Source organism: Amycolatopsis sp. NPDC114503 (assembly GCF_055633655.1).
Window position 1 is genome coordinate 22017 of record NZ_JBVKDT010000004.1, and the last position, 26022, is coordinate 48038.

Annotated in this window: 25 protein-coding genes and 1 pseudogene; 10 read left to right on the forward strand and 16 right to left on the reverse strand. The window is 69.3% G+C overall.

The features are described from left to right. Nucleotides 1-645 precede the first annotated feature (645 nt). The gene (locus ACZ7OI_RS17290; protein ID WP_470265199.1) at nt 646-945 is read right to left on the reverse strand and encodes an antibiotic biosynthesis monooxygenase family protein; all 300 of its coding nucleotides are present in this window, start codon (nt 943-945) and stop codon (nt 646-648) included. Nucleotides 946-1313: 368 nt separating this feature from the next. On the opposite strand from ACZ7OI_RS17290, the gene ACZ7OI_RS17295 reads away from it, so the two are divergent. The 3 genes from ACZ7OI_RS17295 to ACZ7OI_RS17305 all read left to right on the forward strand — a co-directional run bounded on the left by ACZ7OI_RS17295 (nt 1314) and on the right by ACZ7OI_RS17305 (nt 3130). Next, nucleotides 1314-1787, forward strand: coding sequence for a hypothetical protein (locus ACZ7OI_RS17295; RefSeq protein WP_470265200.1), 474 nt, complete (start codon nt 1314-1316; stop codon nt 1785-1787). A gap of 594 nt (nt 1788-2381) precedes the next feature. After that, entirely contained in the window at nt 2382-2660 is a 279-nt protein-coding gene (locus ACZ7OI_RS17300) for a thioredoxin domain-containing protein (RefSeq protein ID WP_470265201.1), read from the forward strand. A 32-nt stretch (nt 2661-2692) separates the two neighbouring features. Continuing rightward, nucleotides 2693-3130: a hypothetical protein gene (locus tag ACZ7OI_RS17305; RefSeq protein ID WP_470265202.1), complete on the forward strand. Its 438-nt coding sequence runs from the start codon at nt 2693-2695 to the stop codon at nt 3128-3130. A 554-nt stretch (nt 3131-3684) separates the two neighbouring features. Here ACZ7OI_RS17305 and ACZ7OI_RS17310 read toward each other — a convergent pair. Then, nucleotides 3685-4026 (reverse strand): annotated as a pseudogene (locus ACZ7OI_RS17310) (winged helix-turn-helix domain-containing protein); the annotation flags it as partial. Between the two features lie 376 nt (nt 4027-4402). Beyond that, complete coding sequence (locus tag ACZ7OI_RS17315) at nt 4403-5023, reverse strand: SMI1/KNR4 family protein (protein ID WP_470265203.1); 621 nt, start codon at nt 5021-5023, stop codon at nt 4403-4405. A 134-nt stretch (nt 5024-5157) separates the two neighbouring features. Here ACZ7OI_RS17315 and ACZ7OI_RS17320 point away from each other — a divergent pair, with 134 nt between their 5' ends. Further along, nucleotides 5158-5391 (forward strand): hypothetical protein, encoded by a 234-nt coding sequence (locus tag ACZ7OI_RS17320; RefSeq protein ID WP_470265204.1) that lies wholly within the window; start codon nt 5158-5160, stop codon nt 5389-5391. 91 nt (nt 5392-5482) lie between these two features. Here ACZ7OI_RS17320 and ACZ7OI_RS17325 read toward each other — a convergent pair whose 3' ends face one another. Beyond that, on the reverse strand, nt 5483-5893 hold the full coding sequence (locus ACZ7OI_RS17325) for a nuclear transport factor 2 family protein (protein ID WP_470265205.1): 411 nt from the start codon (nt 5891-5893) through the stop codon (nt 5483-5485). 471 nt (nt 5894-6364) lie between these two features. On the opposite strand from ACZ7OI_RS17325, the gene ACZ7OI_RS17330 reads away from it, so the two are divergent. Next, nucleotides 6365-6823, forward strand: coding sequence for an MmyB family transcriptional regulator (locus ACZ7OI_RS17330; RefSeq protein ID WP_470265970.1), 459 nt, complete (start codon nt 6365-6367; stop codon nt 6821-6823). Between the two features lie 358 nt (nt 6824-7181). Here ACZ7OI_RS17330 and ACZ7OI_RS17335 read toward each other — a convergent pair whose 3' ends face one another. The 3 genes from ACZ7OI_RS17335 to ACZ7OI_RS17345 form a co-directional block, all read right to left on the reverse strand. Then, complete coding sequence (locus ACZ7OI_RS17335; protein WP_470265206.1) at nt 7182-7592, reverse strand: hypothetical protein; 411 nt, start codon at nt 7590-7592, stop codon at nt 7182-7184. A 28-nt stretch (nt 7593-7620) separates the two neighbouring features. After that, complete coding sequence (locus ACZ7OI_RS17340; protein ID WP_470265207.1) at nt 7621-10326, reverse strand: hypothetical protein; 2706 nt, start codon at nt 10324-10326, stop codon at nt 7621-7623. Nucleotides 10327-10894: 568 nt separating this feature from the next. Then, entirely contained in the window at nt 10895-11356 is a 462-nt protein-coding gene (locus tag ACZ7OI_RS17345) for an Lrp/AsnC family transcriptional regulator (RefSeq protein ID WP_470265208.1), read from the reverse strand. A gap of 69 nt (nt 11357-11425) precedes the next feature. Between ACZ7OI_RS17345 and ACZ7OI_RS17350 the strand changes: the two genes are divergently transcribed. Next, the gene (locus ACZ7OI_RS17350) at nt 11426-12322 is read left to right on the forward strand and encodes an SMP-30/gluconolactonase/LRE family protein (protein WP_470265209.1); all 897 of its coding nucleotides are present in this window, start codon (nt 11426-11428) and stop codon (nt 12320-12322) included. A gap of 109 nt (nt 12323-12431) precedes the next feature. Here the strand turns inward: ACZ7OI_RS17350 and ACZ7OI_RS17355 are convergent, their stop codons facing one another. The 7 genes from ACZ7OI_RS17355 to ACZ7OI_RS17385 form a co-directional block, all read right to left on the reverse strand. Next, complete coding sequence (locus ACZ7OI_RS17355; protein WP_470265210.1) at nt 12432-13136, reverse strand: alpha/beta fold hydrolase; 705 nt, start codon at nt 13134-13136, stop codon at nt 12432-12434. Nucleotides 13137-13222: 86 nt separating this feature from the next. Further along, a complete protein-coding gene (locus ACZ7OI_RS17360) occupies nt 13223-13729 on the reverse strand; it encodes a MarR family winged helix-turn-helix transcriptional regulator (protein ID WP_470265211.1) in 507 nt (168 codons plus the stop codon). Between the two features lie 68 nt (nt 13730-13797). Beyond that, on the reverse strand, nt 13798-15084 hold the full coding sequence (locus ACZ7OI_RS17365) for an MFS transporter (protein ID WP_470265212.1): 1287 nt from the start codon (nt 15082-15084) through the stop codon (nt 13798-13800). Nucleotides 15085-15714: 630 nt separating this feature from the next. Next, nucleotides 15715-16449, reverse strand: coding sequence for a dipeptidase PepE (gene pepE, locus ACZ7OI_RS17370; protein WP_470265213.1), 735 nt, complete (start codon nt 16447-16449; stop codon nt 15715-15717). A 29-nt stretch (nt 16450-16478) separates the two neighbouring features. Further along, nucleotides 16479-17768, reverse strand: coding sequence for a M20/M25/M40 family metallo-hydrolase (locus tag ACZ7OI_RS17375; protein ID WP_470265214.1), 1290 nt, complete (start codon nt 17766-17768; stop codon nt 16479-16481). Next, on the reverse strand, nt 17765-19105 hold the full coding sequence (locus ACZ7OI_RS17380) for a cytosine permease (protein ID WP_470265215.1): 1341 nt from the start codon (nt 19103-19105) through the stop codon (nt 17765-17767). The genes ACZ7OI_RS17375 and ACZ7OI_RS17380 overlap by 4 nt, the downstream gene beginning before the upstream one ends. Beyond that, nucleotides 19102-20052 carry a DUF1177 domain-containing protein gene (locus tag ACZ7OI_RS17385; RefSeq protein WP_470265216.1) on the reverse strand — a complete coding sequence of 317 codons (951 nt, stop codon included), beginning with the start codon at nt 20050-20052 and terminating at the stop codon, nt 19102-19104. The genes ACZ7OI_RS17380 and ACZ7OI_RS17385 overlap by 4 nt, the downstream gene beginning before the upstream one ends. Nucleotides 20053-20149: 97 nt before the next feature. Between ACZ7OI_RS17385 and ACZ7OI_RS17390 the strand changes: the two genes are divergently transcribed. Further along, nucleotides 20150-20944, forward strand: a complete 795-nt coding sequence (locus ACZ7OI_RS17390) for an IclR family transcriptional regulator (RefSeq protein ID WP_470265217.1) — start codon at nt 20150-20152, stop codon at nt 20942-20944. Nucleotides 20945-20961: 17 nt separating this feature from the next. Here the strand turns inward: ACZ7OI_RS17390 and ACZ7OI_RS17395 are convergent, their stop codons facing one another. Continuing rightward, the gene (locus tag ACZ7OI_RS17395; RefSeq protein WP_470265218.1) at nt 20962-21750 is read right to left on the reverse strand and encodes a maleylpyruvate isomerase family mycothiol-dependent enzyme; all 789 of its coding nucleotides are present in this window, start codon (nt 21748-21750) and stop codon (nt 20962-20964) included. A 117-nt stretch (nt 21751-21867) separates the two neighbouring features. Next, a complete protein-coding gene (locus tag ACZ7OI_RS17400) occupies nt 21868-23328 on the reverse strand; it encodes an aminotransferase class I/II-fold pyridoxal phosphate-dependent enzyme (RefSeq protein WP_470265219.1) in 1461 nt (486 codons plus the stop codon). A gap of 100 nt (nt 23329-23428) precedes the next feature. Here ACZ7OI_RS17400 and ACZ7OI_RS17405 point away from each other — a divergent pair, with 100 nt between their 5' ends. From ACZ7OI_RS17405 to ACZ7OI_RS17415, 3 genes are all read left to right on the forward strand, one after another. Further along, on the forward strand, nt 23429-23602 hold the full coding sequence (locus tag ACZ7OI_RS17405) for a hypothetical protein (RefSeq protein WP_470265220.1): 174 nt from the start codon (nt 23429-23431) through the stop codon (nt 23600-23602). Nucleotides 23603-23929: 327 nt separating this feature from the next. Beyond that, nucleotides 23930-24799, forward strand: a complete 870-nt coding sequence (locus ACZ7OI_RS17410; RefSeq protein WP_470265221.1) for a serine hydrolase — start codon at nt 23930-23932, stop codon at nt 24797-24799. A gap of 128 nt (nt 24800-24927) precedes the next feature. Next, a complete protein-coding gene (locus tag ACZ7OI_RS17415) occupies nt 24928-26022 on the forward strand; it encodes a carboxylate-amine ligase (protein WP_470265222.1) in 1095 nt (364 codons plus the stop codon).

The window sequence follows — 26022 nt, forward strand, 5'->3', positions numbered from 1 at the left end:
ACTCAACGCGGCAGATGCGGATGCCTGAACAGGCATGTGGCGACGGTGATGACAGCGTGGGCGGCTCTGTACGCGCGGGCTAGGCGGCGCGGGGTTGATTGCTGAGGGCGTTGTGCCACAACGCCCTCTTTCCAGCTTTCGCTGAATGGCTGCGGATCTCGTTCAGGTCGGCGGCTGCGCCTCGCTCAGCAGACGGGCAGCGAGCCACTCGGCGATCTCGGTGACAAGCGCCGGCTCGACAGGCCGCACGAGCTGCTCCTTGTACGCACGCAGCGAGCCGGAACCGGGGTCACCGAACTGGACGCCTGGGTGTCCGAACAGGGCGAACAGGATCCTGATCCGTAGCGCCGATGCAGTTGCTCGGCACCCGCAGTCGACACATCTCAGTCCGAGCCTGGTGCCAACTACCGCGCACAAGTGACAAGCGGCCTGGTGGTTCGCGGTCTCTTGTGCGGGATAACTGTCACCGGCTGTGCGCAGTTTCTGTCACCTCAGCGCTTAGTGATCAGTTCAGAATGAGTTTTGCGCAGGCGGACGATCGAGCAGGCGAGGCTGAGCATGCCCTGGTGGACGTCGGTTCGCCGCTCAGTGCGGACGCGGAGTCGCCAGGTCTGACGGAGACGCCGTCCGTTCGGAGGTCCAGTGTCAGTTTTGATGACCGATGGAACGAATCGCGCGGTAGCCGGCGGCTTCGACGAGTGCGATCTGCTGGTCCAGCATGGGGCAGGTGTTCGTGGCGGCCTCCCATGCCTGCTTCGACGTCCATTCGGCGATGTTGACGAGCGTGTACTTCGACTCGTCCGACAGTGCCTTGAAGACGTGCGTCCTCACGAACCCGGGCTGGACGGACATGATGGCCACCGTCTCGTCCCACAACGACATGTACTCGTCGACCTTGCTCTCTTCGACGTCGATGTTGACGACGGAGAAGAAGTGATCGTTCATGGCGCGCTCCCCAGGGGTGATCGGCTGTCAGTTGCAGGGGCCTTGGTGCTTCTCCACATCCCACTTCCTGTGGCGGGCGGTGGGCAAACATCTTTGCCGGTCTGGCAAAAGAACATGCTGTGCACGACCGGCAGACGTGCGACAGCCGTTGATGCCGGGTGCTCCGCAGCGCGAGCCTGCCCTGAACCGTCCGGATCTCCACCGGCCCCAGCACGCGGAAATCCATGGGCTCCCCTCCTCCGGTTCACGATTAGCCCGTTTGACCTGCGGAAGGACCGCACGATGACGAGGCGAGGACGGATCTTCGTAGCGTGATGCTCGTTCGGTCACCCGCCCCGGTGGTGATCGATTCGAGGGGAGAACGTCACATGTCCAAGTTCCGCTCCGTGGTGGCTCTCGCGGCCACCGCCGCTGGTGTCGCCACCGGCACCGTGCTCGCGCCGACGCCGGCTTCCGCGGCCAACGCGCACTGGACGGTCAACGCCTACAGCGGCGGCACGCTGCACGCCAAGGCCTACGGGGATTTCGCCAACAACGGCGGCGTATATGCCACGGCCGGCATCAACTACGTCGACATGCTCAATAACGGGAACCCGGTCTACGTCGAAGTGCACTGGTCTTTTTGGCGAACCCCGGTCGGCGGCTCCAATCCGGTATGGTATCCCGAGAAGGAATACAAGCAGACCGACCGCACTGAACGCATGAAATACGTACCTACGAGTTTGTCGAAAGGGCTGCGGGGCGATTCAAACAAGGTGCGGGCGACAATCAAGGTGTGCGAAGACAGGCCTCATAATTTTGACATTTGCTCCGACCCTGCGATCGTGGCGTTCGACTACTGACCTAACCCCGTGACACCTCCTGTCGAGCCGTCGGTACGCGGAAACTGTGACCTGCTGGGAACCGGCAGCTCGGCGGCGGTGGTCGTTAGGCACTAATATGACCTGGCCGACTCCGCCGATGCGTTGTGCGTTGGGCGTGGTCCGAGTCAAGCTGGCGGCGAGTTGACGGACGCGCTCGACACCCATCAATCTCCGCGATCAACGCGGAGATCCGTGCCGCCGCTCGCGGGTGGGCCAACCCCGCCGACGGCCCGCGCTACCTGGACGGAGAAGGGCAGCTAGGTCACCGACGTCCTCGGAGATCGACGCCAAGGCGATCTCCGAGGACGTGGCCGCGGTGCTCAAGGAGCGTCCGCACCTCGCAGCGGCCGCAGGCGGTAGTCGGGACCGAACCCCGACCCGGGGCAAGCCCACTGGGGCGGCGTCTCGGTCGCGGATCAGATCCGCGACCGAGGGCAAGGGCGCCAGTCGGGAAACGCTGCGGTCGAAGACCCTGCAGTTGCTCGGCCGCAAAAGCGGTCGCTGAAGTTCCGTGCCGGTACCGAGCGTCGCGACCGCTCAGGGAGTGATCGCTGAATTCCCGGTAGCGCTGGAATGCTCGATACGTTCAACAGCCCCAATTTCGTCGGGGAACTGTTCGGCGCCACACCGACCGACACTCCGCTGCCGTCCTCGATCGGCGGCCAGTCGACGGACAGCACGATCTTCACCCGACGGTCCTCCGGCCTGCGGCAGAACGCCGTCAACGTGGTGGAGATCCGCCAGGAGACTCTGTCCATCAGCTACACCCGCGCAGCGGCCAACGGGCAGTTCGCGGGCACCACCACGTGCTCTTTCCTCCCGTGTAACCCCCTCGCATATCCACAGGTATAGACAATTGCATTGCTGAGAGCAGGGAGGATTCCGTGCGGTACAACCACATTGCGGCGACTACGGTCGTCGCTGGTTTGCTCAGCCTGGTCGTCACCACCGGGAACGCCGAGGCCAGCCGGCGGTGCGGCCCCACCTCGGAAGCCGACGGCGCCGGGAGCCTGGGGACGTCGTGGACGCTGAAGTCCAAGCACGATGACGACGGGCCGGGCGGGAGCTTCGTCGTCGGGGAGGAGTTCGAGATCCACACCAACATCCCCGGCCAGGTCTGGACCATCACCTTCGCCGACAACGAGCAAGTCTTCTTCACCGGCGACGACGTCTCGACCACCACCGGGATCAGGGAGCAGCACGCGACCGCCAATCACCCGGGCACCAACCAGCACATGACCGCGCACGCGGTCAACCACACCACCAGCGAAGTCATCGACGCCGCCGTGGACGTCGCCCCGGTTCCCGCCTGCGGCGGCTGACCGCAGGCCCTGTCACCACCGTCCCCTCAGCGGCACCCGCTCCGGAGACGGTGGTGGCCCAGCGCGTCGAACTCGGCGGCCAGCATGGCGCGCACGTGCTGGACCGCCAGCGGAGCCTCGGGGGTGCTCACCACGGTGACCTCGCGTCAGTGTTGCGTAGTACGCGGGCCGTAGTGAGCTCGCCCAGCGCAGGACCGGCGAACTCACGGCCGGCCGGAAACTGGACGCCCCTCTCGCGGAGAGAAGATGGCGCGCGCATGGGAACTTCGCAAGAGATTCGAGTCCGGCTGCCGCACGAGATGCAGGCGCATCAGTACGCGTCGATCGTGCACGCTGTCGCTGCGGTTCTCAACACCGCCGACCTGATGGACGGGTCGTCCATTGTCGTGGACAGGACAAGCCGCGATGGAGACGAACGATTCGTTCGACCGATTCAGCGCTCTGTACCGGACCACGTCTCTCGTCGAGGAGGCCGGGCGCGAGTCAGCGTTCTCGCAACGCCGAGACGGGTATCCGAATCGTCCAGTTCAGCAAATGGGGATGTAAAGCTCGAATTATTCCGCCGCGCGCCCTCGATGGTCGGCGGGCGGGGCGATCCGATAGCCGATTCCCGGGGTCGTGGTGATGATCGGCGGGCTGCCGAGCTTGCGCCGCAGCCGGCCTACCGTGACCGTGACGGTGTTGGTGAACGGGTCGGCGTTCTCGTCCCAAACCTGTTCCAGCAGGGTCTCGGCGCTCAGGAAGCCGGGGCTCGCTCGCAGCAGCGTTTCGAGAACCGCGAACTCCTTCACCGAGAGGCTGAGTTGTCGTCCGTCGCGTACGACGGTGCGGCGTACCGGGTCCAGTTCGATCCCGGCAGTGCGCAGGGTTCGGGGGCGTGCGTGCGGTTTGCGACGGCAGTGACGGCCACCGCGAGCGCGGGTCCATGCACAGCCATCAGTACCGCGCCGACCGAACCGACAACCGCTCCGGTGACGGCGACGGCCCTTTTACGGCGGGCTTTCTGCATCTCCGCGTGCGTCGCTCGTGAGCCTTGATCTGCAAGCCCAGTTTGACAAGTTGGCGTTCGGACTGGACCGTGTTGAGCGACTCGTCCATTTCCAGAAAACTCAGTGAAACGCGGCGCCGGTCCGGGCCTGAGTGCCTGCCAGCGGCGCGCCTGGGTTCTCTCCAGCAACGGCGCGCCGACCATCGCCGCGCCGGCCCGCTGACGAGAACCGGAGGGCGTTCAGCCTGTGACGATGGCACTGGTGCTATTGCTGAATGTGCGCGTCAGTTGGCGGCCATGCCCCAGTTCAGCGTCCCGTCGTCATCGATGATGACGCGGCTTTCGGGTTGGCCGGGCAGGCGCTGGAGAGCGTGGTCGTCGAGGCGTTCAGCGACGTAGGCGAGCATCGCGGTGACGTCGTCCCATTCGACGGCGTAGGCGCCTTCGCTGGCGTACCAGGTCATGACGCAGTCGTGGTCTTGTCCGGGACGCAGGTCGACGCAGAGGAGGCCGCCGTCGATGGAGCGGCAGATCGGGACGAGTGCGGTGCAGTAAGGGAAGACGGGCTCGCCAGCCGGTTTGTGATGCTCGCCGTTCCCGGTGCAGCAGCCAGGGTCGAGCGCGTCGTGCTGTCGAACATATTCTTCTCGGGCTCGAGTGACCGCGAGAGGAATGAAGCCGTCGGGTATCAGTGTCCCGGAACGGTGGTCGCGCTCGTCGTCGATGCCGTCCATGACGCTCCACCAGGCGAGCAGGTCGGCGGGCAGATCGAGGCCGACGAGGCGTTCAAGTTCCCGGACGTTGTCCACGGGGCCTGCGGCGCGGATCGCCCGCGCGGTCGTCGGTGCGTGTTCTCGCAGCACCGTGGTGATCCGTTGCCATGCTTGTGTCACCGGTTCGGTCACCCGAGACCAGCCTCCTGTCTTCGCCGGGTATCCAGTTGATCGGACAAAGGCGGGTGTGCCCAGTGCATTCGCCGGGCACACCCGCAGGCTATCCGGCCCGCAGGACCGCTCAGCCGCTTTACGGAGTAACTGCGATGAAGAAGCACCTCGACCGGCCGGACGCGAACCCCGTCAACGACTCGGTGGGCTACAAGCAAGACACTTTCTGGCTCAGCCCCGACGAACTCGCCGAGTTGATCGGCGAACTGCGGGCCGTCTTCCGGGCGCGGTGGCGCAACGAACCGGCCCCTTCCCGCCGTCCCCACTTGATGGCCGCGATCTTCTTTCCTGCCGCGGAACAGGACGAGGACTCGCAGCGGCGACCCTGAACCATCGCCGACCGCCAAAGGCGACCAGGCCAGGAGGCGGTGACATGTGCCCGATGACGGCACCATGCCGAGGAGCGCGGGCGCGGGAGGTTCACGACGGGATGTCGAATGGTTCGTAGCAGTCGAAGGTCTCGATCGAGGTGATCAGGCCGTCGGCGGTCTCGACGAACTGGGCGATGTGCGCGACGAGTTCGTCACCGCGGCGGAAAGGGCCCGCGTCACGCGCGATCACACCGCTCCAGGTGAGGCGAAGGATCGCGGTGTTCCCGGCCGCTACCGCCGAGCGCACGTCATACCGCTGGCTGGACATCAGCCCGGCACCGACCTCAGACGCCGCGAGCATCTGGTCCAGGGTGGCGCGGGCGCCCGCGGGTTTGAGCCGGTTCGGATGCTCGACGGTCGACGCCGTCGGGGCGAAGTGCTTCCGGAGATCCTCGCCGCACTGCCCGGCCTCAAGCGCCCGCAGCAGGGAGGTCGCAACGGCAACCGGGTCATGAGCCATAAGAACAACCGTAGTTGTACAGCATGGGCTGTCAATTGCATGGTTGACGCGGTGACTTCACTGGACCCGGCCGACACCGACCTCGCCGAACTCGCCTGGCTGGCGGGCAGTTCCGCGAACAGGGCGCTCCTGGCGGAGCTGCCTGATCGACCGGGCGCCCACGGTCGCCGAACTCGCCGGCCTTCTCGGCGTCACCCAGCAGGCGGCCTCGAAGCATCTTCTCGAACTGGAGCGTCTCGGCTACGTCGCGCAGGGTGCCGGATCCCGCCGACAGCCGAGTGCGACGCGCCCAGCTCACCGACCGCGTTCGGCGGCTCGTCGGCGACAGCCGCCGGATACGGCAGCAACTGGACGAGCGGCTGACGAAATCGGCGGGCAAGGACGCTGCCGAGGCGGCCCGGCAAGTCCTGGCTCGCCGCGCACGACTTCTTCCCCGATCACCCCAAGTCCTGCCACACCTCCGTCGCCATCCTGTGCAGCGAGGCCGGCCGCGACCCGCACGACAAGAGCCTCACCGAACTCATCGGCGAACTCTGCACCCGCAGCGACGATTTCCGCACCCGCTGGGCCGCCCACGACGTCCGCCTCCACCGCACCGGCGTCAAGGAATTCCGCCACCCCGCGGTCGGCGAACTCGCCCTCGACTTCGAAGCCATGCAGCTCACCACCGACCCCCAGCCTCACCCTCACCGCCTACACCGCCCCACCCGACTCGGCCTCCGCGGAACGGCTGCAACTCCTCGCCAGCTGGGCCGCCACCGAAAACATCACCGCGTCCTGAGGCGGCACAGTGCTTTTGGAGGCACAGCACTTTTGGGCTCTGTTACTTCATGCTGCGAGCGGCCAGTCCATGGATCGGCTTGCTCGCCCAGGAGTCACCGGCGCTCCGGCTACGCCACCCGCAAATTCGGCGCTGTCACGCCTGCTTAGGCATGATCCAGTCGCAGGTCGGCTATCCGATGGGCCAAAGCTTGCGGTTTCGCGATCCCACAGGACCCGCGGCAAGCCTTCCCGCAACGGCGGTAGTTGCCACTCCTGACGAACTTCGTCGGCCACGCCCTGCCCCCCAGGCCGTACAAAGTTCGCCGCGTTCGTTCACCGCCGATCCGGTCCACACCGAAACCTGACGCCACGCTTCCCGGGACCAGGGAGTTTCGGACGCACTCCGGATACGTCACTCGCGCCGCGGCTCCAGATCTCGGACGCTGGCCGAATTCCTTTGCACAGCAAGGGAATTGACGCACACCGCGAGTTGTCCCCCGACCCCTTCCCGTGGCAGCGAAGCGGTTCAACTGCCGAAGCGGCGACGAAAGTCCGCGGCCAGTGTGTCACCGGCCGCAGCGACCAGCTTGACCACTACCGGGTGCAGCACTGTCCGGTGGATCGCGCCGGTGAGGGACGGGATGTGCCGGGCGAACCAGTCCCGGACTCGTTCCATGGCGGTCAGATCCGGGGTGTCCGCGGTGATCGCCGCTTCGAGGTCGTCTAGTTGGGCGCCGCCGGTTCCGGCGAGGTCGGCGGGCAGCGCGGCGCGGATTTCTTCGAGCAGCGCGGTGACGGCGGCCAGGTCGGACTGGCTCGCCGCCGCCAAGGCGTGGTGGTCGCCGGCGGTGGTGGTGTTGTCGTTGCCGAGGACCACTTGGCCGGAGAGGTCGCGTCCGACGTGGATGGTGATCCGGTCTTGTCCCGGTTCGGGCATCGGGTCTGGCCTTTCTGGGTTGGGGGAATCAGCCGGTGCGGCGGATCGAGTGGGCGGTGATGGCACCGCCGCTGACGGTGTAGGTGCCGGAGTAGGTCTGACGGGTGCGGTCGGTTTGCACGGCGGTCAGGCTGATGGTGACCACGTTGCCCTCGGTGGCCACGATCGTCAGTTCGTCGTGGTCGGTGCGGGCGAAGCCGGCGACGAACTGGCTGTAGGTCTCGTGCAGCTTGTCGCCGCCCAGCGACCACGCCTGCTGGTAGCGGCGGGCGTTGATCGCGTCGATGTAGTTCCGCACCACGGCGGCCGGTCCGGTCTGCGCTGGTTCCGTGGCGCTCGGTGTCGTGGCCGCGGTGGGTGCCGGGCCGGTTCGCGCGGCCGGGTTCGCTGCGGTGACGTTGCTGATCATCCGGGAGAGTCCTTGCGGGACAAGATAATCGAGGCCGTGGAGGGAGCCGACGAGGCTGTTGCGGCCGATTCCCTCGGACATGGCGTACACGTAGTCGCCGTCGAGCACGTAACGCGGATCAGTCGCGCCGTACAGGTCGTAACTGTTGGCCGTGCGCAGCAACGGGGTCAGACCGACGGTGAACCCCGGATGCCCCTCGAAGGCGGCGTCGCTCAGCGGCGGCCCGCCTTGGCTGTCCGGTTTGCCGCAGCTGGACAGCACACGCCGCACCCCGGTGAAGAACGCCGAGGCAGCGGTGGCCGAGGGGAACTGATAGATCGCCTGGTCCACGTAGATGGATTGCTGGCGGTCCGGGTCGGTGGCGTGGGTGTTCGCGGCGAACGCCGATTCGCCGAAACCGGGGACGAACGTGGTTTTCAGCAGCAGCGTCGACCAGTCGGTGCAGCTCATCGCGGCCAGGTTGTGCTGCGGCTGGGCCGTGCTCAGGGTCGCGCCGCTGGTGACCTCGCTGCCCGCCGCGACCCCCATGTCGTCGGGGAACGAGGACTGTGGCGCCAGAGCGTCCTTCAACTGGAGGCCAGTCAACTGTGGCGCGGCCACTGCTGCCGCCGGCCGTTCGGACGCGGCGGGGGTCGTGGCGGTGGGCACGAAGGCCTGCACTCCCAGGTAGCCGGCCCCGCCGACGACCACCGTCGCTGCCCCGGCAATGGCGAGTTTCGTGCTCAGTCCGACCCCGGCCTTCACTCCGAACGCCGTACCTTTGGCGGTCCCCGCAACGCTTTTCGCGCCGACTGCCGCGGTCTTCGCGGCAGGAGCGGCCGCATGCGCGCTCGCGTGACCCGCGGCGTGCACGGCGGCGTGACCGCCCGCCCCGGCATGTGCGGCGGAGCCGGTGATCGCCTGGGTGTGCTGGGCCACGGCGACCTGGGTTGCCTGGCCGAGTTCGTGCCATACCGCCACCGCTGCCCCGATCGCGACCGCGGCGGCCGCCCGTTTTCCGGTCACCAGGCTGCGGATCCCGTCCTCGTGGGTGAGATACGCCAGGATCGAACGGTTTCCGGCGCGCTCGGCGGCGATCTTCCCGCGACCGAGGATGCGCTCCCACGCACTCAGCCGCAGCGAACACGCGGCGAACGGAGCGGCCGCTTTGGCCAACCGCGCGCCCGCCTCGGCCGCCCCGGCGGTCACGGTGACGTCGATGACCGCGCCGATCAATTCGGCGTGCTCGGCCACCAGTTGCGGCGGCAGGTGCGGCGAAGCGATCCAGGACAGCAGACCGGCGGCCAGACGTTCCGCGGCATCCGGCGGGAGGGCTGACTCGGACGGGAGCGCGTCGGCGACGCCGGGGGCCAGCCGGTAACCACTGTCGTCCTCCAGCACCAAGCCGCGCGTGGTCAATTCGGCCAACGCCTCGGGCAGCGCGGCGGCATCACCGACCAGCCAGGGCAGGACCACCGGCGAAAACACCGGCGCCCCGGGCAGGCTCAGCAACGCCATCGCTTCCTTCGCGGGTCCACTTAGGACTGTCAGTACCCGGGGCAGCAACTCCCCCAAGCTCGCGGCCCGCACCAGCGCCGCCTCGCCGTCGGCTCCGGCAGTGACCGCGCGCAGCAGCAACAGGGGCAGACCCTCGCTGGCCTGCCACAACTCCAACGCGGCGGCCTGTTCCTCCGCCCGCAACGGCCGCCCCAACGCGGCAGCCAGCAGGCTGCGCGCGGACTCCTCGGTCAGGCCGGTCACGGGCAGCGCCACGCCGTCGTTCCACACGCTGCGCTCGGCGGCCGTACACACGACCGTCGCGTCGGGCACTCCGTCCAGAAGCACGGCTCGCTCGTCGGCAGACCGATCGAGATCGTCGACCAGCAGCAGCAACGGCACCTCGGTCATCAAGCGGCGAAGTTCCGCCGGGGACGGGCGGTAACCGGGTGCCTCATAACAGGTCTCGAACACCTCCTGCAGCAAATCCCCGACCTCCCACCCGCGAGCGGGCAGGAAGACCACGTCCGCACGGTCCTCGGCCAGCTCCCTGGCGGCGTGGCGCAGCAGCGTGCTCTTGCCGGCGCCGGGAACCCCGTACAGCTGCACCAGATCGCGCTCGGCGACCGCGGCACGCACCGCGGCCAAATCCTGCTCCCTGCCCAACGGAGGGGTCGTTCGCCGCGGCAGCAGCCGTGCGCTGGGCCGGCGCTGCGGCCGCGGCTGCTGACCTGGAGGCACGACCGTGACCACCGACTGCTCGGCGTAGACGGTGATGTTGTGGTCGCCGACCACCAACTGCCCACGGAAATCCCCGGCAACCTCGACGTGAGTGCCTGAGTCGGCCACCCGTCCTCCCCGCTGTTCCCCCAGTCCGCGACCGGCTCGCACACGAATGGGTCGCCACCCGGGCAGCGGCGTTACAGAGCTAGGCCAACCGAATGAAGATCGGTTCCGAACGTTGCCGAGAGGGAGATGTGCACCCGCCGTGGGGCATTTCGGCGAAGAACGGGAAGTGGGTGGTGCTCCGGATGCACGCCGGACTGCCGAAGGCCGACCACCGCACGGTGCCAAGCCGTGCAGACGGTATTTCAGGACCCGCGTTCCTCGCTCATCCCCCGGATGACGATCGAGGCGAATCGGGTGCCCGCTGCGCATCCATGGCGCTGATCCGGGAGCGGGCGGCCGATCTGCCGGCGCGGGTCGGACTGCACCCGAACTACGGGTCGACACCGCGCTGGCGCACAGCTTGCACCCGAAGCCGATTGTCTGCGACGAGACGGTTTCCACGCTCGGCAAGTCGGCGGAGATTCTCACCCTGCTCGAGGATCTGCAAGCGGACGCGGGCTGACCTACGTGTTCATCAGCTCGTGATGCACCGCGGCGAAGTCGTGGAATCCCCGCCCGACGCCGGGGTCTACTGCCCGCCGCTCCCGGAAGCAGTGTCGAGCGGACGCTCGAAGAAGGTCTCCAGCACGACGATCGCCTGAGTGCTCGTGACTCCGTCGATCGCGTAGAGGCGGCGAAGCGAGGCCTGCAGCTCCTCTGTCGTCGACGTCCGGATCTTCACCAAGAGGGCAGCCGGACCCGCGATGACGTGCGCCTCGACGACCTCGGGGAGCGCCTCGAGCGCTTCGCTCGTCGGCGAGTCGCCCATCCAGGCGTTGGCCTCGACCAGCACGAACGCCGCCACGCCACGGTCGACCGCCGACGGATCGACGTCGATCGTGGTCCGCCGGATGACGCCCTGTTCGCGCAGCTTCCGGACTCGCTCGTGCGCGGCGCCCGCGGACAGTCCCACGGCCTGCCCCAGAGCGGCATAGGCCTGCGTGGCGTCGCGCTGCAGCTCGGCGAGGAGCCCGCGATCTAAGTCATCCATGGACTTGACGATATCAGGTTCGGCACTACAAGCTGGTGACGATATGACGTTCAGATTTTGGGGGAATCAGTGGATCTGGTCAAGACTGAGTTTGTTAAACTGGACGAGAGGTTCGCGCGCTGCAACGGCGACGAGTGGATGCAGCGGCTGCACACCGGATGCCGCTGGACCGAGGGGCCGGTCTATTTCCCGGCCGGCCGGTACCTCGTGTTCAGCGACATCCCGAACGACCGGACCCTGCGCTGGGACGAGACCACCGGCCAGGTCGGCGTGTTCCGGCAGCCTTCGGGCTACGCCAACGGCCACACCAGGGACCGGGCGGGGCGGCTGGTCAGTTGCGAGCAAGGCCACCGTCGCGTCACGCGCACCGAGCCCGACGGCAGCGTGACCGTGCTCGCGGAGCGTTATCGCGGTCGCCGGCTCAACAGCCCCAACGACGTCGTCGAACGGTCCGACGGATCCATCTGGTTCACCGACCCGAGCTACGGCATCGACAGCGACTACGAGGGGTACCAGGAGGAGAGCGAGATCGGCGCCTGCCACGTCTACCGGGTCGACCCGGTAGACGGAGAGGTCCGGATCGTCGCCGACGACTTCGAACGGCCCAACGGACTGGCCTTCTCCGTCGACGAAAGCCGGCTCTACATCGCGGACACGCGGCAGAATCCCAGTCATATCAGGGTGTTCGACGTGACCGGCGACGGCGCGCTCACCGGCGGCGAGGTGTTCGGCACCTGCGACAGCGGGGCGTTCGACGGGGTCAGGGTGGACACCGCCGGCCGAGTCTGGGCGGCGGCTCACGACGGACTGCACTGTTTCGCGCCGGACGGCACCCGCATCGGCAAGCTGCGGATGCCCGAGATCTGCTCGAACCTGACCTTCGGCGGGCCGCGCGGCAACGAACTCTTCATCACCGCGTCGAGTTCGGTCTACACCCTGCGCGTCAACTTCAACGGGGCTCGCTGACCGGACCTCGGCGACTGCTCCAGCGGCAACGAGGTCTGGATCGAGGAGTCCCCGGCAACACCCACCTGACTGGCAAAACGAACGAGGAACCGCAATGCGGCGCGTTCCGTCAGGCCAGTTCGACCAGCAGAGCCGCCAGTTCTTCCGGTGCCGACCAGAACGGCGAGTGTCCGCCGTCGATCTCACGGACCGCGGCGCCGAGCAGTTCCTGGGCGCGGGCGGCATTCCAGTCGCAGTTCACCGCGCGGTCGTCTCGACAAGACACGTACGTGGTCGGCACTCGGCGCTGCGGCAAGTCAGGACAGATCTGCTGGCCCACGGTATTCGCGGTGGGGCGCAATCGGCTGACCGCGTCGGCGGCGTCCGCCGGGGCGCAGTCGTGGTACAGCACGTCGGTCGCGTCGGCCGGGTCCAGGACCACGCGTCCGGACTCGTCCACGACGGCCGTGGCGACGACCTTCTGCAACGGCTCGGCAAGCGGTGCTGCCCCGTCGTCGGTCAACGTCGCGCCGGGCTTGCGCAGCAGGGCTGCGAGCAGGATCAGGGAGCTGACTGCCGGGTTGCCGGTCGCCAGCGGGGCCACCATGCCGCTCATCGAGTGCGCGACGAGGACGACGTCGGATCGGCCGCGGAGCGCGTCTTCGATCACCGCCAGGTACTCTTCCTGGCCTGCCTCGGCGTTATCGCACGGGAGCGACGGGCAGATCACCTCGTGACCGCGCGCGATCAGGTGCTCGCTCACCCGTTCCCAGCACCACGGGCCGTGCCAGGCTCCGTGTACGAGGACGAACGCAGTGGGCTTCTCGCCTTTCATGATGATCACGCTAGCCACGGCTGCGGAGCCTGGGAGTTCGCCGGGCTTCTGCGGGTTCGTTGTCTGCCCGAATGAACACCTGCCGGCTACTGCGCCGGAGCAGCCGCCCGGACCGTGTGTTCCAGCAGCGCGAGTGCCCGTTCGACGTCCTTGCGGTCGGCTTCGTCCAGACCGGCCAGGAGCGCTTCCTCCCGGTCCAGGTGTCCTTCGAGGACGCGGTCGATGAGCTTGCGGCCGGCGGCGGTCAGTTCCGCGTAGCTGACCCTGCGGTCGGCCGGGTGGTCGCGGCGGCGGATCAGCCCGTCGCGCTCGAGCGCGTCCAGCCGTCCGGTCAGGGCGCCGGAGGTGACGAGCGCGGAGGCGGCCAGTTCGGACGGCGTCTTCCGGTAGGGACGGCCGCCTCGGCGCAGGTTGCAGAGGATGTCGAACGAGCCCGGGGTCAGGCCGTACGACGCCAGGTATCCGCGGAGGCTTCCGGCGGCGAGGTCGGCGATCCGCCGGACGCGGCCGAAGATCGCGATCGGCGAGGCGTCCAGGTCGCGGCGTTCCCGCGCCCAGTCCGCGACTACCTGATCGACCGGGTCCATCGTCATCGACTCCTTGTTCGCCAGGGTGCGGAAGGGAGCCTATCCGGTGTTCGCGCGACGCCGCCGCGTCCGTCCTAACGGGACTCTTCCGCCACCGCGGGCAGATCGGCCGCAGCCGGTTCGTTTCCGGCCGGGCCTCGGCCGCGGAGAAGCACGACTGCGCCGAGCAGCGTGAGCAGCTGCGTCGCGGCGAGCAGCGCGTACCCGGCGGCGAATCCGTGGTCGCCGCCCGCGGCGATCGCCACGCCCATCAACGTGGGAAGCAGCGCGGACACGAGATTGCCGACTCCGTTGATCAGGCCGTAGGCGCTCCCGACGGTGCCCGCCGGCGCGTATTGCTGCACCAGCGTCGGAATCGCCGGCCCCTGCAGGCCCCAGAACGCGTTGGCGAGGATGAGCGTCGCCGCGGCGAGCCAGCGCGAGTCGGCGAGGGTGACGGTGGTCGCGCACAGCGCGGTGCCGACGCTGCCGATCACCAGCACGAGCGGCACCCGGCGGGCGGGCATCCGGTCGATGAGGTACCCGCCGAGGAAACCGGATCCGAGGCTGACCACGAACGGCAGCGCCGACAGCGCGCTCATCTGCGCCAGCGAGAAATGCCGCGCCTGCAGCAAATACGACGGCAGCCAGGACGTGCTGCCCCACAGATAGCCGAGCGTGGCCACCTCGATCAGCAGGATCCAGCCGAGTTTGGGCGTGCGCAGCGCTCCGGCGAACCGCCGCAACGCCGGCTGCCGCACGGCCGTCCGGTGCCGCGAGGCCCGGACGAACACGGCGACCAGCGGCAGCCCGACCACCAGGTTGAGGGCCGCGAGCAGGAGGAACGAGCCGTGCCAGCCGAAGTGCACGAGGGCGAAGGTGATCACCGGGATGCCCAGCGCCGTGCCCAGGGAAACGCCCATCGAGCTGACCGCGTTGGGCTTGCCCCACGCGCCTTCGGCGAAATTGTCCTTGACGTACATGGTCTTCAGCGAGAACAGCGGACCCTCGCTGGCGCCGAGCAGGAACCGCAGCGTCAGCAGCACCACCGCGCCCCCGGCGTACGGGGACGCGAGCGTCAACAGCGCCCAGCACACCAGGCTGACGAGCAGCCCGCGCCGCACGCCGAACACCGCTTCGTACCACGGGGTGATCAGCATGGCCGCGATCCCGTAGCCGGCAAGGAAAAGCGTCATCAGCGCGCCTTGCGCCGCCCGGTTGCCCGCGATCCCGAAATGCTGGGTGAAAGCCGGATCGGTGATCAGCACGGACACATTGACCCGGTCGATGTAGGAAACCGCCACGACCACCAGGAGCGCCAGCACGCCCAGCCACGCGGACAGCGGCGCGCCGGGCCGGCGGCCTTCCCTCAGCACGGTCACGACGGTTCCTTTCCGGGCCGGACCATCGCGAGGCGGCCCGGACCGCGCGGACCCGCCGCGGTTCCGGACCGGCCGCCTCGGCCGGCGGGGTCGCCGGGAAGTATCTTTGTCCTAAGATGCTTGTGTCAAGCTATCTCGGCAGAGTCCTTTCGGGAGGCTGGTTTCGGGGGGCAGGTTAGGGGCGGCGGGCTGGGCTGGGCTGAGGCACGCTCACCCGGCCTGGCTCGCGGCGGGATCGGTTCCGCAGGCACGACAACGACACCCGGGATCGGAGGGACTGCGGTTCGCGATCAGCGGGTCGGCGGAGTTGGGGGTCCGCGATCAGCGGGGCGGCGGGGTCGGCGGTCTGCGACCAGCGGGTCGGCGGGCTTGGGGATGGGCGGGGCTGAGGTCGGCGGGGTCTGCGGTTCGCGGGTCGGCGGGGTTGGGGGGCTGCGGTCTGCGATCAGCGAGTCAGCGGGGTGGGGGTCCGGGGCACGGGGTCGGCGGGGTTGGCGCGGTCCGCGGGCTTCGGGCTTCGGGCTTCGGGCTTCGGGCTTCGGGCTTCGGGCTTCGGTGATCATCCGCCGCGCAACAAAAAAAGGGCTGAGCCCGCAGGCTCAGCCCTTTCCTCCGTCGCCCAGACCGGTGTCAGCCCCACACCGGTTCGCTCGCGGGGGCGAGCAGGTCGCTGACGTCGCCGGACACATCCTCGCCGGGCTTGCCGCGGCGGAACAGCCGTCCGGGAGCGCCGCCGCTCGTGGACACGCCCGCCAGTTCCGCCCAGTCGCCGCGCACTCGCAGCCACGTGCCCTCGCGCAGGCCTAGCACCGGGATGTCGTTGCACTCGTGGAATTCCGCGAGCCGTTTCTCCCGGGTCTCCCCCATGTGCCTGCTGGCCGGGTCGGGGTCGACGTAGTGCGGGTTGAGCTGGAACGGCACCAGGCCCAGCGAGGCGAGGCTCGGCGGCTCCACGATCGGCATGTCGTTGGTGGTGCGCACCGTGGGCCCGGCGATGTTGGTTCCCGCGCTGGCTCCGAGGTAGGGCATCCCCTCGGACACCCTGTCCCGCAACGGTTCCAGCAGCTCGCGGCGATACAGCTCGGACAGCAGGCGGAACGTGTTGCCGCCGCCGGTGAACACCGCCGGAGCCGAGCGGACCGCGGCGACCGCGTCGGCGGCGGTGTGCAGCCCGCGCACCCGCACGCCGAGCGGCGCCACCGCGGTCGCGATGCGCTCGGTGTAGCCGTCGTGGTCGGCCAGCGCGAAGGGCACGAACACCAGCTCGGTGCGCCCGTCCAGCACCTCGGACACCGCGTCCAGCGCGTGTTCGAGCGCGCCGTGGCCGTGGTTGGTCGAATTGGACAGCAGCAGCAGGTCAGTCACGCGATTCTCCTTGGTTCGCCCGCCATTGTTCAGCAAGTCCGCAGCAGCCGTTCCAGGACCCGGACGGAGAACCGCAGCGATTCCAGCGGCACCCGTTCGTCGACGCCGTGGAAGAGCCGGTTGTAGGGCAGTTCCGGCGGGACGCGCAGCGCTTTGAACCCGAAGCCGCGGATGCCGAGCGCGGACAGCGCCTTGTTGTCGGTGCCGCCGGCGTTGCAGTACGGGGCGGGGTGGCCGTCGGGGTCCTCCGCGGTGACGGCGGCGCACATCGCGTCTACCAGAGGACCGTCGAAACCGCTCTCCATCGCGATGTCGTGGTGGATGAATTCGCGGCGCACCGACGGCAGCAGCAGCTCGTCGATGGTGTCCAGCAGTTCCTGTTCGTATCCGGGAAGGAACCGGCCGTCGACCGCGGCGGTGGCCCGGCCGGGGATGACGTTGACCTGGTACCCGCCGGAGATCATGGTGGGGTTCGCCGAATTGCGCAGGATCACGTTCACCAGGTCGGCCACCGGGCCCATCCGCGCCAGGCTTCCGTCCACATCGGACGGATCGAAGGGGACGCCGAGCAGTTCGCCCGCGCGTTCCAGCAGCACCCGCACCGGTTCGATCAGCCGGACCGGGAAGCGGTGCCGTCCGATCCGGGCGAGCGATTCGGCCAGGTCGGTGACCGCGTTCTCGTCGTTCGGCGAGGAGCCGTGCCCGGCGCGGCCGGTGGCGACGAGCCGCAGCCACGCCTGCCCGCGCTGCGCGCATTCGATCGGGTACAGCCGGCTGCCGTTGCCGAGGTCGAACGACACCCCGCCGCCCTCGGTGATCGCCTCGCCGACGCCCTCGAACAGGTCGGGGCGGTTCTCGGCCAGCCAGTGCGAGCCGAACTTCCCGCCGCCCTCCTCGTCGGCGAGGAACCCGAACACGATGTCTCGCGCCGGTTTCTCGCCGGTGCGGCCGAATTGCCGCGCCAGCGCGAGGATCGCCGCGTCGAAGTCCTTCATGTCGATCGCGCCGCGGCCCCACAGCATGCCGTCGGCGATCTCCCCGGAAAACGGCGGGACGCTCCACTCGTCGGCGTCCGCGGGCACCACGTCGAGATGCCCGTGCAGGAGCAGCGCGGGCCGCGAAGAGTCCACTCCGGACAGTCGGGCGAACACGCTGGCCCGGCCGGGTGCGCTTTCCACCAGAGTCGGTTCCAGCCCGGCGTCGGCGAGTTTCTCCGCGACGTACTCCGCCGCGGGCCGCTCGGCCACGCCCGGGTTGGAGGTGTCGATCCGGATCAGCTCCCGGCAGAGGTCGACCACCTCGTCCTGCGCGCTGCTCACGGGGCCACCTCCTCCAGTTCCACCGAGCCCACTGGCCGGATCAGCCCGGCCCAGCCCAGCACCGTGTACAGGATCGCCGCCGTCAGCAACGAGTTGAGCGCGGGGATGCCCCAGTGCACGAACTTGCCGACGCAGAACGCCGCCGCCCACACCGCGAGGGTGGCGGGCACCCAGACCGGCATCGTGGCGGGCACCCGCCCGGCCGCCCGGGTTTCCCGCAGCGGCGTGGAAAGCCGGCGCACCAGGAAGTACTCGGCCACGATGATCCCGCCCACCGGCGGGATCGCGACGCCCAGCAGCGACAGGAACGCGGTGAAGTGCTGCAGGAAACCGACCGCGGACAGCACCGTCCCGGCGATCCCGATCACCAGCGTGACGACGCCGCGGTGCAGCGGACGGCCGAACACCGTCCGCACGAAGTTCACCACGCCCAGCGAAGAGCCGTACAGGTTCCAGTCGTTGATCTTCGCGGTCGCCAGCACCACCACGATCAGGCCGACGAAGCCCGAGGTGGACAGCACGATGCGGGTGACGTCGGAACTGCCGACCAGGTGCCCGAGCAGCACGCCGGTCATGCCGACGATGTACTCCGACAGCACGATCGACGCCGAACTCTGCAGCAGGACGTGCCAGCCCTTGCGATTGAACCGGGTCATGTCGGGAGCGACCACGGCGCCGGTCATGTAGCCGCCGGCGATGATCGTCGCCGCGGCCGGGACGGAGATCGCCGTCGCGGTCGGCGCGGCCGACATCAGCGCGCCCACCGAGTGCTCCGACAGCGTCGAGATGACGCTCCAGGCCACGAGCCCGAAGAACAGCGGCACCGCGATCTTCGCCAGCCACATCATGTACTTGAAGCCGTAGATCACCAGCAGCGTCAAGACCGCGCCGGACACCGCGCACCACAGCCAGACCGGCCCGCCGACCAGCGCGTTCATGCTCTTGCCGAAGATGCCGTTCTGCACGCCGAACCAGCCGACCAGGCTGATCGCGATCACCAGGCTCACCAGCGCGGACCCGTTGCGGCCGAAGCCGGTGAACCGGGTCAGCATGGTCATCGTGAGACCCTCGCGCTGGCCGGCGAGGCCGATCAGGAAGATCACCGCCTCCAGGATCACCGCGCCGAGCGTGAACGCCCAGAACGCGTCGGAGAACCGCATTCCGACGCCGAGCGTCGCGCCGAGCACGAACTGGGACAGCGACCCGGACTGCGCGAGCCACTGCAACAGCATCGACCCGAACCCGTAGCGGGCGTCCTCGGGGACGCGGCGCAGGGAGTAGTCGTCGTTGCCGATCCGTTTCTTGGCGTGCTTCGCGGTTTTCGTCGCGGTGCTCATCCGGCCACCTCCGTGCCCAGCGTCTGCAGGTGCGCCATCGAGCCGTAGCGACCCTGCAAGGTGGCGAATTCCGCCTCGTCGTGGAAAAGCAGCGCGCCCGCGCCGAACTGCTTGGCGACCTCGACCGCGTAGCGCGCGGCGGCCGCGATGTCCGTCTCGTGGCTGGCCCCGGTCGCGCAGCCGGCCACCGTCGCGGCCGAGGTGATCGCCAGTCCGACCACCGGCGCGTCCGTCGCGGTCGCCGGCTGGAGGATCGAGTTCAGGTGGTAGACGCCGTTGCCGTAGGGCGTGATGTCCTGCGTGGTGATCGGGTAGGTCACCAGCGGCGCGCCGGTCACCGTCTCCAGCAGTTCGCCAAGGCCCTCGGACACGCGCAGGATGTAGCCGCTGCGCACCGTCGGGGACAGCGCGAGCCCGCGGTGGTTGATCACCCGGTTGCCCTTGGTGGTGTCGATCGACAGCACGGCGGCCATCTCGGCGGACAGCTCGTAGCTGTTCATCGTGGCGATGTCGACCGGCGAGTTCATGAACGGCACCGGGTCGTGCGGGAGGGTGGGCGCGTCCGGGCAGACGTGCGTGCCGATCAGCACGTCGCCTGCCAGCACGTCCCCGCGGGACCGCATGGACAGCAGCTTGGCGGCGGCGGCCAGCGCGGCGGCGGCGCCGTCCCCGTCGGACACGAAGCCGGTCACCTCCGGCCGGGCACCGACCCCGCCGAGCCGGCCGACCACGCCGAGGGTGGGCGCGTCGCCGCCCGCGGTGCGGCCTCGGCTGCCAGGCACCCGCACCCGGACGAAGTCGGTCCGTCCGGCGTCGCCGGTCACCGTGGTGATTTCCGCGCCGCTGCCCGCCGCGCCGGCGACGGCGTCGAGGTAGGCGACGACCTCTTTCCCGGTCACCGCCGGGTCGTCGAGGATTTCGAGCAGTTCCAGGACGTGTTTGAGCATGTGGTTCCTCTGAAAAGTCAGGCCGCGGGGGTCCGACCAGACTCAGCCCGCGCACACCGGCTTTACAAACATTTCCCGTTATTCGCACAATGGCCGGATGCCGGAATCCGACGACCGCGCCACCCCGCCCGGCCTGCCGCAGACCGCGGACCGCGCGCTGCAGGTGCTGCTCGCGTTCGACCGCGCCCGCCCGGAATGGGGCGTCACCGCGGTGGCCCGCGAGTTCGGGCTGCACACGTCGATCGCGCAGCGGCTCCTGGCGGTGCTGGCGCATCGCGGGTTCCTCGTCCGCGACGACAGCACCCGCCGGTACCGGATCGGACCGGCCGCGCTGCACCTCGGCCGGTTGTGGGACCGGGCCGGGGCGCTGGACCTGCTGGTGGTCCCGGTCCTCTCCGACCTCGCCGCCCAGACCGGGCACGCCGCCCTGCTGTCCCTGCCCGACGGCGCGCACACCCGGTGCGTGCTGGCCGCGGAAGGCACCGACGGGCGGCTGCGCGGCTACTCGCTGGTCGGCGAGCTGTATCCGGCGCACGCGGGCGCGACCAGCAAGGCGTACTTCGCGTTCCTGCCCGAGCGGGAGCGCGACCGGCTGTTCGCGGGCCGGCCGATGGCGCGGTTCACGCCGGACACGGTCACCGACCTCGCCGTCCTGCGCGAGCAGCTGGCCGAGATCGCCGACCGGGGCTGGGCGTTCACCACCGGCGAGTACGACACCGGCGTGGCGACGCTCGCGGTGCCGGTTTTCCTGCGCGGCGAACCGTACGGCAGCCTGTCGGTCGGCTGGTCCTCCGCCCGCTTCGACCACGACCCCGAGCAGTGGGTGGACCTGTTGCGGCGCGGCGCAAACCTGATCGAGCTGCGGCTCTCCCGGCCGGTTCCGCGCCGGTGAACGCCGTCGGCCGGGGCTCAGTCGCTGGCGTGGGCGGTGTTGGCGAGCCAGTGCTGAGCGAGCTCGAGATCGCCGTCGACAGTGACGGTTTCGCCGTCGGCGAGCGGAAGTCGCCGGGTCAGGAGCAGCAGCAGGGAACGTGCCGGGCCGGTCACTGTCACGTCGGCCTCGCGGGTTCCGGGCTGCCACGTCGCGCCGTCCGGCCGTCGTTCGACAGACCAGGCGCCCGCGGTGTCGGTGGCCAGCCACTGCAGGGTCTGCCCGGTGCCCCGGATGGCGTGCGCGGACTCGGACCGCTGCATCTCCCAGGTCGGCGAGGTGAGCATCGTCAGGTGGTTGGTGATGAGCGCGGCGGCGACCTCGGCGTCGACGTCAAGCGGGTGGTTCGCTGCGTTGGCGGCGTCGAAGCCGTGGACGACCGCCTCGTTGAGCATGCTGGTCATCCAGAACTGCGTCCCGGATCGTGAGTCGCCCGAGGCGTTGAACACCGGCGCGTCGAGCGCTTCATCGGAGCACGCGTTGGCGACCCGGTGCGCGGATTCCGACAACCAGTCCTGCCACTGACCAGGGTCGGCAGGAGGTGCGGCCATTTCCGTGGGCAGCTCCGCCGGGTCGGCGATGCGCCGCTCGATGATCTCCGCGACCCAGTGCTGGGTCTGGCCGACGTGTGCGACCAGGTCGGCGACCGTCCACTTCGGAGCAGTCGGCACGGCCGCGTCCGGCCCGGCCGCGACGGCCGATTCCGCCAGGCGCCGGGTGTGCTCGACGATCGCCCGACGGGCGAGGTCCGCGTTCAGTTCAGTCATCGGGGGGTCCTTGGGGTCTCGGCAGTCGCCCTTCGCGAGGGCCTTCGGCTACGCGTCGAACGACCGCGGCGCGGATCGACACACCCCAGCGCGAATCTTTCGATCGCCTTCTCCGGTTCAGCGGGCCACGACGCGCACGGTGCGCAGCGACTGGTCCACCGGATCAGGCAGGAACATACCCGCGGCCACCCCGCTGCGCAGGTAGTCGAGCACCGGGCGGGTCAGCACCTCGCCGGGCAGCACCGCCGGGACGCCTGGCGGGTACGGGCTGATCGTCTCGGCCGCGATCCGTCCAGCGGCGTCCTCGGCCGGGATCTGTTCGGCCGGGCCGAAGAACGCGTCGCGCGGCAGCAAGGCCTGTTCTGGTTCCAGGTCCTCGGGCGCGGGCAGGTCCAGCGGAGCGGCTCGGGGCAGGTCGTGTTCGGACAGCGCTTGGAGTGCTCCGACCAGCCGGGCGGCGGTTTCCTCGTCGTCGCCGACGGTCAGCTGGGCAGCGATCCTGCGGTGGTCGGAGAGTCCGACATCGACCCGTTGCCGGTCTCGCAGCCAGTGGTTCGCGGCGTAGCCGGTGCACCCGAGCTCGGACACGTCGAGCAGCAGTTTCAGCGGATCCCGGTCGTCCGCCCGGCCGGGGCCGACGAGTTCGGCGTCTCCCAGCACGGTGATCCCGGAGATCCCGGACACCCGTTCCCGGGTGTCCTCGGCCAGCCGGAGCACGTTGTCGAGCAGGCTCTTTCCGTGCTCGGCCATGTGCCGGCGCCAGCCGTCCAACCCGGCGTAGACGAGCGAGGACGGGCTGGTCGTGTCGAGCAGGTCGGCGCGCATGGCGAGCACGTCGGGATCCACCAGGTCGCCGCGCAGGTGGTAGACCGAGCCCTGTTCCAGGCCCGCGCCCATCTTGTGCACGCTCGTCACGCACAGGTCGGCACCCGCGTCCATCGCCCACGCCGGCAGGTCCGGATGGAACGGCAAATGCGCGCCCCAGGCCTCGTCGACGATCAACGGCACCCCACGCTCGTGACAGATTCGCGCGACGCCGCGGATGTCCGCGCAGGAGCCGTAGTCGGTCGGCGTGATCAGCAGCATTCCCTTCGCCGCCGGGTGTTCCGCGAAGGCCGCCTCGGTTTCCTCCGGGCCGGGCGGGTGGGCGAAGTTCAGCGTCCGGTCCCAGCGCGGGGACACCCACACCGGCCGGATGCCGCTGAGGACGAGCCCGGCGACCACGGATTTGTGCGCGTTGCGGGAGAGGAGCAGCTCTTCGCCGGGACCCGCGACCGACAGCATCGCCGATTTGACCGACAAGGAACTGCCGCAGGTGGAGAAGAACGCGCGGTCCGCGTGCACCGCGTCCGCCATCAGCTCTTCGGCCTCGGAAAGCACGCCGCGGCCGAGTGCCCGGTCGTCCAGGCCGTTCATCAGGATGATGTCCGAGGCGAACACGTCGCGGCCGACGATCTCCGTCAGCCTCGGGTCCGCGCCGCGGCCTTGTTTGTGTCCGGGAGGCAGGAACGAGACGTGCCCGGACGCGCGGAACCGCCGGATCGCTTCGAGCACGGGTGCGCGGGAATGATCAGCCACCCGGCCCGCTTACCCGGCCCGCTCCGGTTCAAACACCGGCGGTTTCGCGGGGCTCGATAGGGGTAGTCCGAGGTGGTCTTCGCCCGGAGACGGAGGAATCATGACTCAGATGACAGAAGAACCGCAGCCGGCGGGCGGCGCCCTCGCGACGCCGCGGCGCACGTGGATCGGCGACCACGACCCGACGGACCAGAACTGGCAGGAGGTCGGCGACGAGATCCGGCTGGCCGCCCAGCGGGCCGGACGGACGTGGCAGCAGCCCGAAACCGACTGAACGAAACCCCGGAAACCGACGACGGCGAAACAGCCGCCCGGAAAGGCGTGATCGGGCAAGAAGAATTGCCTGAACGTCCTCCGGCTTTCGCCGTCGCCGGCTTGTGCGGGCTCCCGGCCGCCGTCTCGGCATCGAGGACGGCCGTCGAGTCGTCCCAGTTCAGGGTGGTGCGGGTCGGCCAGATGGCCGATGCCCGGACGGGGTTGCCCGCCGCTTGGCCGGAATGGACGGACTCTTCGGACGATTCTGCGCATTCCCCGGTCTCAATACCTTCGGATCGCTCCCGCTTCCCGCTGAAGCGGACCGTTTCCGAAGGAGTTCGCATCGATGAAGATGCTCGTGGGGGTCGCCGCAGTCGCTGTCGTGGGAGGCCTGGTCGCCGCGATCGCGGTGGCGAGCAGTTCCGGTGGCACTGATTGGCAGGCCGCGTGCAAAGCGGCTCCGGCCGCGGCGGCGGACAAGCATCCGGGAGCCGTCGCCGAAGCCAGGAAAGCGTTGCTGAGCAACGGGAACGATCCTCGGCTCGAGATCGAGGTCGTCGATCTCGACGCGTGCGCCGTCGAGGTGAGCTGGAAGGGCGACCAGCCGCAGCCGACCGCTTCCGTGGTGAAGCTGCTGATCGCACTCGAATTGATCGACCGTTCCGGAGTTCCCTCCGACAGCGACGCCGCAGCCGTCCGCTCGATGCTCTCGGCCAGCGACGACCGCGTCGCCAGCCGGCTGTGGCAGCAACTCGGCGGACCGGCGATCGTCCGGCGGCAGGCCGGAAAACTGGGGCTCGCGCACACCTCGCCGCCCGCCGATCCCGGCCAATGGGGTTCCACCCAGATGTCGGCCGACGACGTCATCGCGGTGTACCGGCACATCACGTCGGGTCGTTCCGACGACGAACGGGAATTCCTCACCGAGGCGCTGGAGGGCGCGCCGCGCACCGCCGCTGACGGGTTCGACCAGCACTTCGGGATCCCGCGCGCGTTCCCTGGCGCGAAATGGGCGGTCAAACAAGGGTGGGGCACTTCCGACGGACGCCGGGTGCTCAACACGACCGGTCTGGTCCGGACCGAGTCGCGGACGTTCGCCGTCGCGGTGATGAGCACCTGGGACGACGGCATCGACCTCGCCACTGCGACCAGGGCGCTCACGGAGGCGACCGGCGCGTTGAAGGGTTCGCTCGCCGGGGGCGGCAAGCTCACCTGAGATTTAGTCCTTTGTGGACTCAGCGGGGGGATCGCGGCTGGCGCGACGTCCGGGTCCCGCCCGGAAAACGCCGTTTGCGCGCGGACCGGCCGGGGTACTCCGATGCCCCCGACCCCAGGAGAGCCTCGGTGAGCGAGCAGACCGGCGACGTGCTGACCTTCGGCATCGAAGAGGAGTTTTTCGTCGTCGACCGGGACGGCAGGCTGGCCAAGGCGGACGACGTGGTCGACGACGCCGCCGAGACGGGCGGCGACAAGGGGGAACTGCAGCACGAACTCATCCAGCCGCAGGCCGAAATCGCCACGGACGTCTGCCGGAACCGCGACGAGGCGCTGCAGCGGCTGCGCGAATTGCGCGAGGACCTGGCCGCGGCCGCGCGCCGGCAGCGATGCCGGTTGTTGCCCGCGGGCTCGCCTCCGGTGCCGGAGACGGGCTTGCCCGGCGTCACGCCGAGTCCGCGCTACGAGCGGATCGCCGAGCATTTCGGGGCCACCGCGTGGACTTCGCGCACCTGCGGCTGTCACGTGCACGTCGCGATCCCGGACAAGGAGACCGGCATCCAGGTGCTCGGGCGGCTCCGGCCGTGGCTGCCGGCGCTGCTGACCGTGACCGCGAATTCAGCCATCTCCGACGGCTACGACACCGGATACCGCAGCTGGCGCTACCAGCAGTGGAGCCGCTGGCCCTCGGCCGGGCCGCCGCCGCGGTTCGCGTCGCTCGACGAGTACGAAAGCGTCGTCGACGCGTGGCTGCGCGCGGGCGCGATCCTCGACCGCGGGATGGTCTACTGGGATGTCCGGCTCTCGGAGAAGCAGCCGACCATCGAGTTCCGCATCGCCGACGTCGCCGCGACCCCGCACGAGGCGGTCCTGCTCGGCGTGCTGGCCCGAGGCTTGGTCGCCACCGCGTTGGCGGACGACGCTCCCCCGCCGGATTTGCCGAACGCGGTGCTGCGCGCCCAGCTCTGGCGCGCGTCGCGGGACGGAGTCCTCGGCAGGTGCCCGCATCCGCACAGCGGCGATTTGGCGCCGACGAGCACAGTGCTGGCGGATCTGGTCGAGCTGACCGCGGCTGCGTTGGAGTCGGCCGGGGACCTGGAGTTCGCGAGGGACGCGACGGCGCGGCTGTGTGCCGAGGGCAGCGGCGCGGACCGGCAGCGGCGGCGCTTCGCGGAGCGGGGACGCGGCGAGGACGTCGTCGACCTGCTCGCGGGCACCGGCTGA

Excerpts from the sequence above, each read along its gene's own strand:
- ACZ7OI_RS17290 (WP_470265199.1), bottom strand. The coding sequence starts at position 945 with ATGAACGATCACTTCTTCTCCGTCGTCAACATCGACGTCGAAGAGAGC.
- ACZ7OI_RS17295 (WP_470265200.1), top strand. The coding sequence starts at position 1,314 with ATGTCCAAGTTCCGCTCCGTGGTGGCTCTCGCGGCCACCGCCGCTGGT.
- ACZ7OI_RS17300 (WP_470265201.1), top strand. The coding sequence starts at position 2,382 with ATGCTCGATACGTTCAACAGCCCCAATTTCGTCGGGGAACTGTTCGGC.
- ACZ7OI_RS17320 (WP_470265204.1), top strand. The coding sequence starts at position 5,158 with ATGAAGAAGCACCTCGACCGGCCGGACGCGAACCCCGTCAACGACTCG.
- ACZ7OI_RS17325 (WP_470265205.1), bottom strand. The coding sequence starts at position 5,893 with ATGGCTCATGACCCGGTTGCCGTTGCGACCTCCCTGCTGCGGGCGCTT.
- ACZ7OI_RS17335 (WP_470265206.1), bottom strand. The coding sequence starts at position 7,592 with ATGCCCGAACCGGGACAAGACCGGATCACCATCCACGTCGGACGCGAC.
- ACZ7OI_RS17345 (WP_470265208.1), bottom strand. The coding sequence starts at position 11,356 with ATGGATGACTTAGATCGCGGGCTCCTCGCCGAGCTGCAGCGCGACGCC.
- ACZ7OI_RS17355 (WP_470265210.1), bottom strand. The coding sequence starts at position 13,136 with ATGAAAGGCGAGAAGCCCACTGCGTTCGTCCTCGTACACGGAGCCTGG.
- ACZ7OI_RS17360 (WP_470265211.1), bottom strand. The coding sequence starts at position 13,729 with ATGACGATGGACCCGGTCGATCAGGTAGTCGCGGACTGGGCGCGGGAA.
- ACZ7OI_RS17380 (WP_470265215.1), bottom strand. The coding sequence starts at position 19,105 with ATGAGCACCGCGACGAAAACCGCGAAGCACGCCAAGAAACGGATCGGC.
- ACZ7OI_RS17385 (WP_470265216.1), bottom strand. The coding sequence starts at position 20,052 with ATGCTCAAACACGTCCTGGAACTGCTCGAAATCCTCGACGACCCGGCG.
- ACZ7OI_RS17390 (WP_470265217.1), top strand. The coding sequence starts at position 20,150 with ATGCCGGAATCCGACGACCGCGCCACCCCGCCCGGCCTGCCGCAGACC.
- ACZ7OI_RS17395 (WP_470265218.1), bottom strand. The coding sequence starts at position 21,750 with ATGACTGAACTGAACGCGGACCTCGCCCGTCGGGCGATCGTCGAGCAC.
- ACZ7OI_RS17405 (WP_470265220.1), top strand. The coding sequence starts at position 23,429 with ATGACTCAGATGACAGAAGAACCGCAGCCGGCGGGCGGCGCCCTCGCG.
- ACZ7OI_RS17410 (WP_470265221.1), top strand. The coding sequence starts at position 23,930 with ATGAAGATGCTCGTGGGGGTCGCCGCAGTCGCTGTCGTGGGAGGCCTG.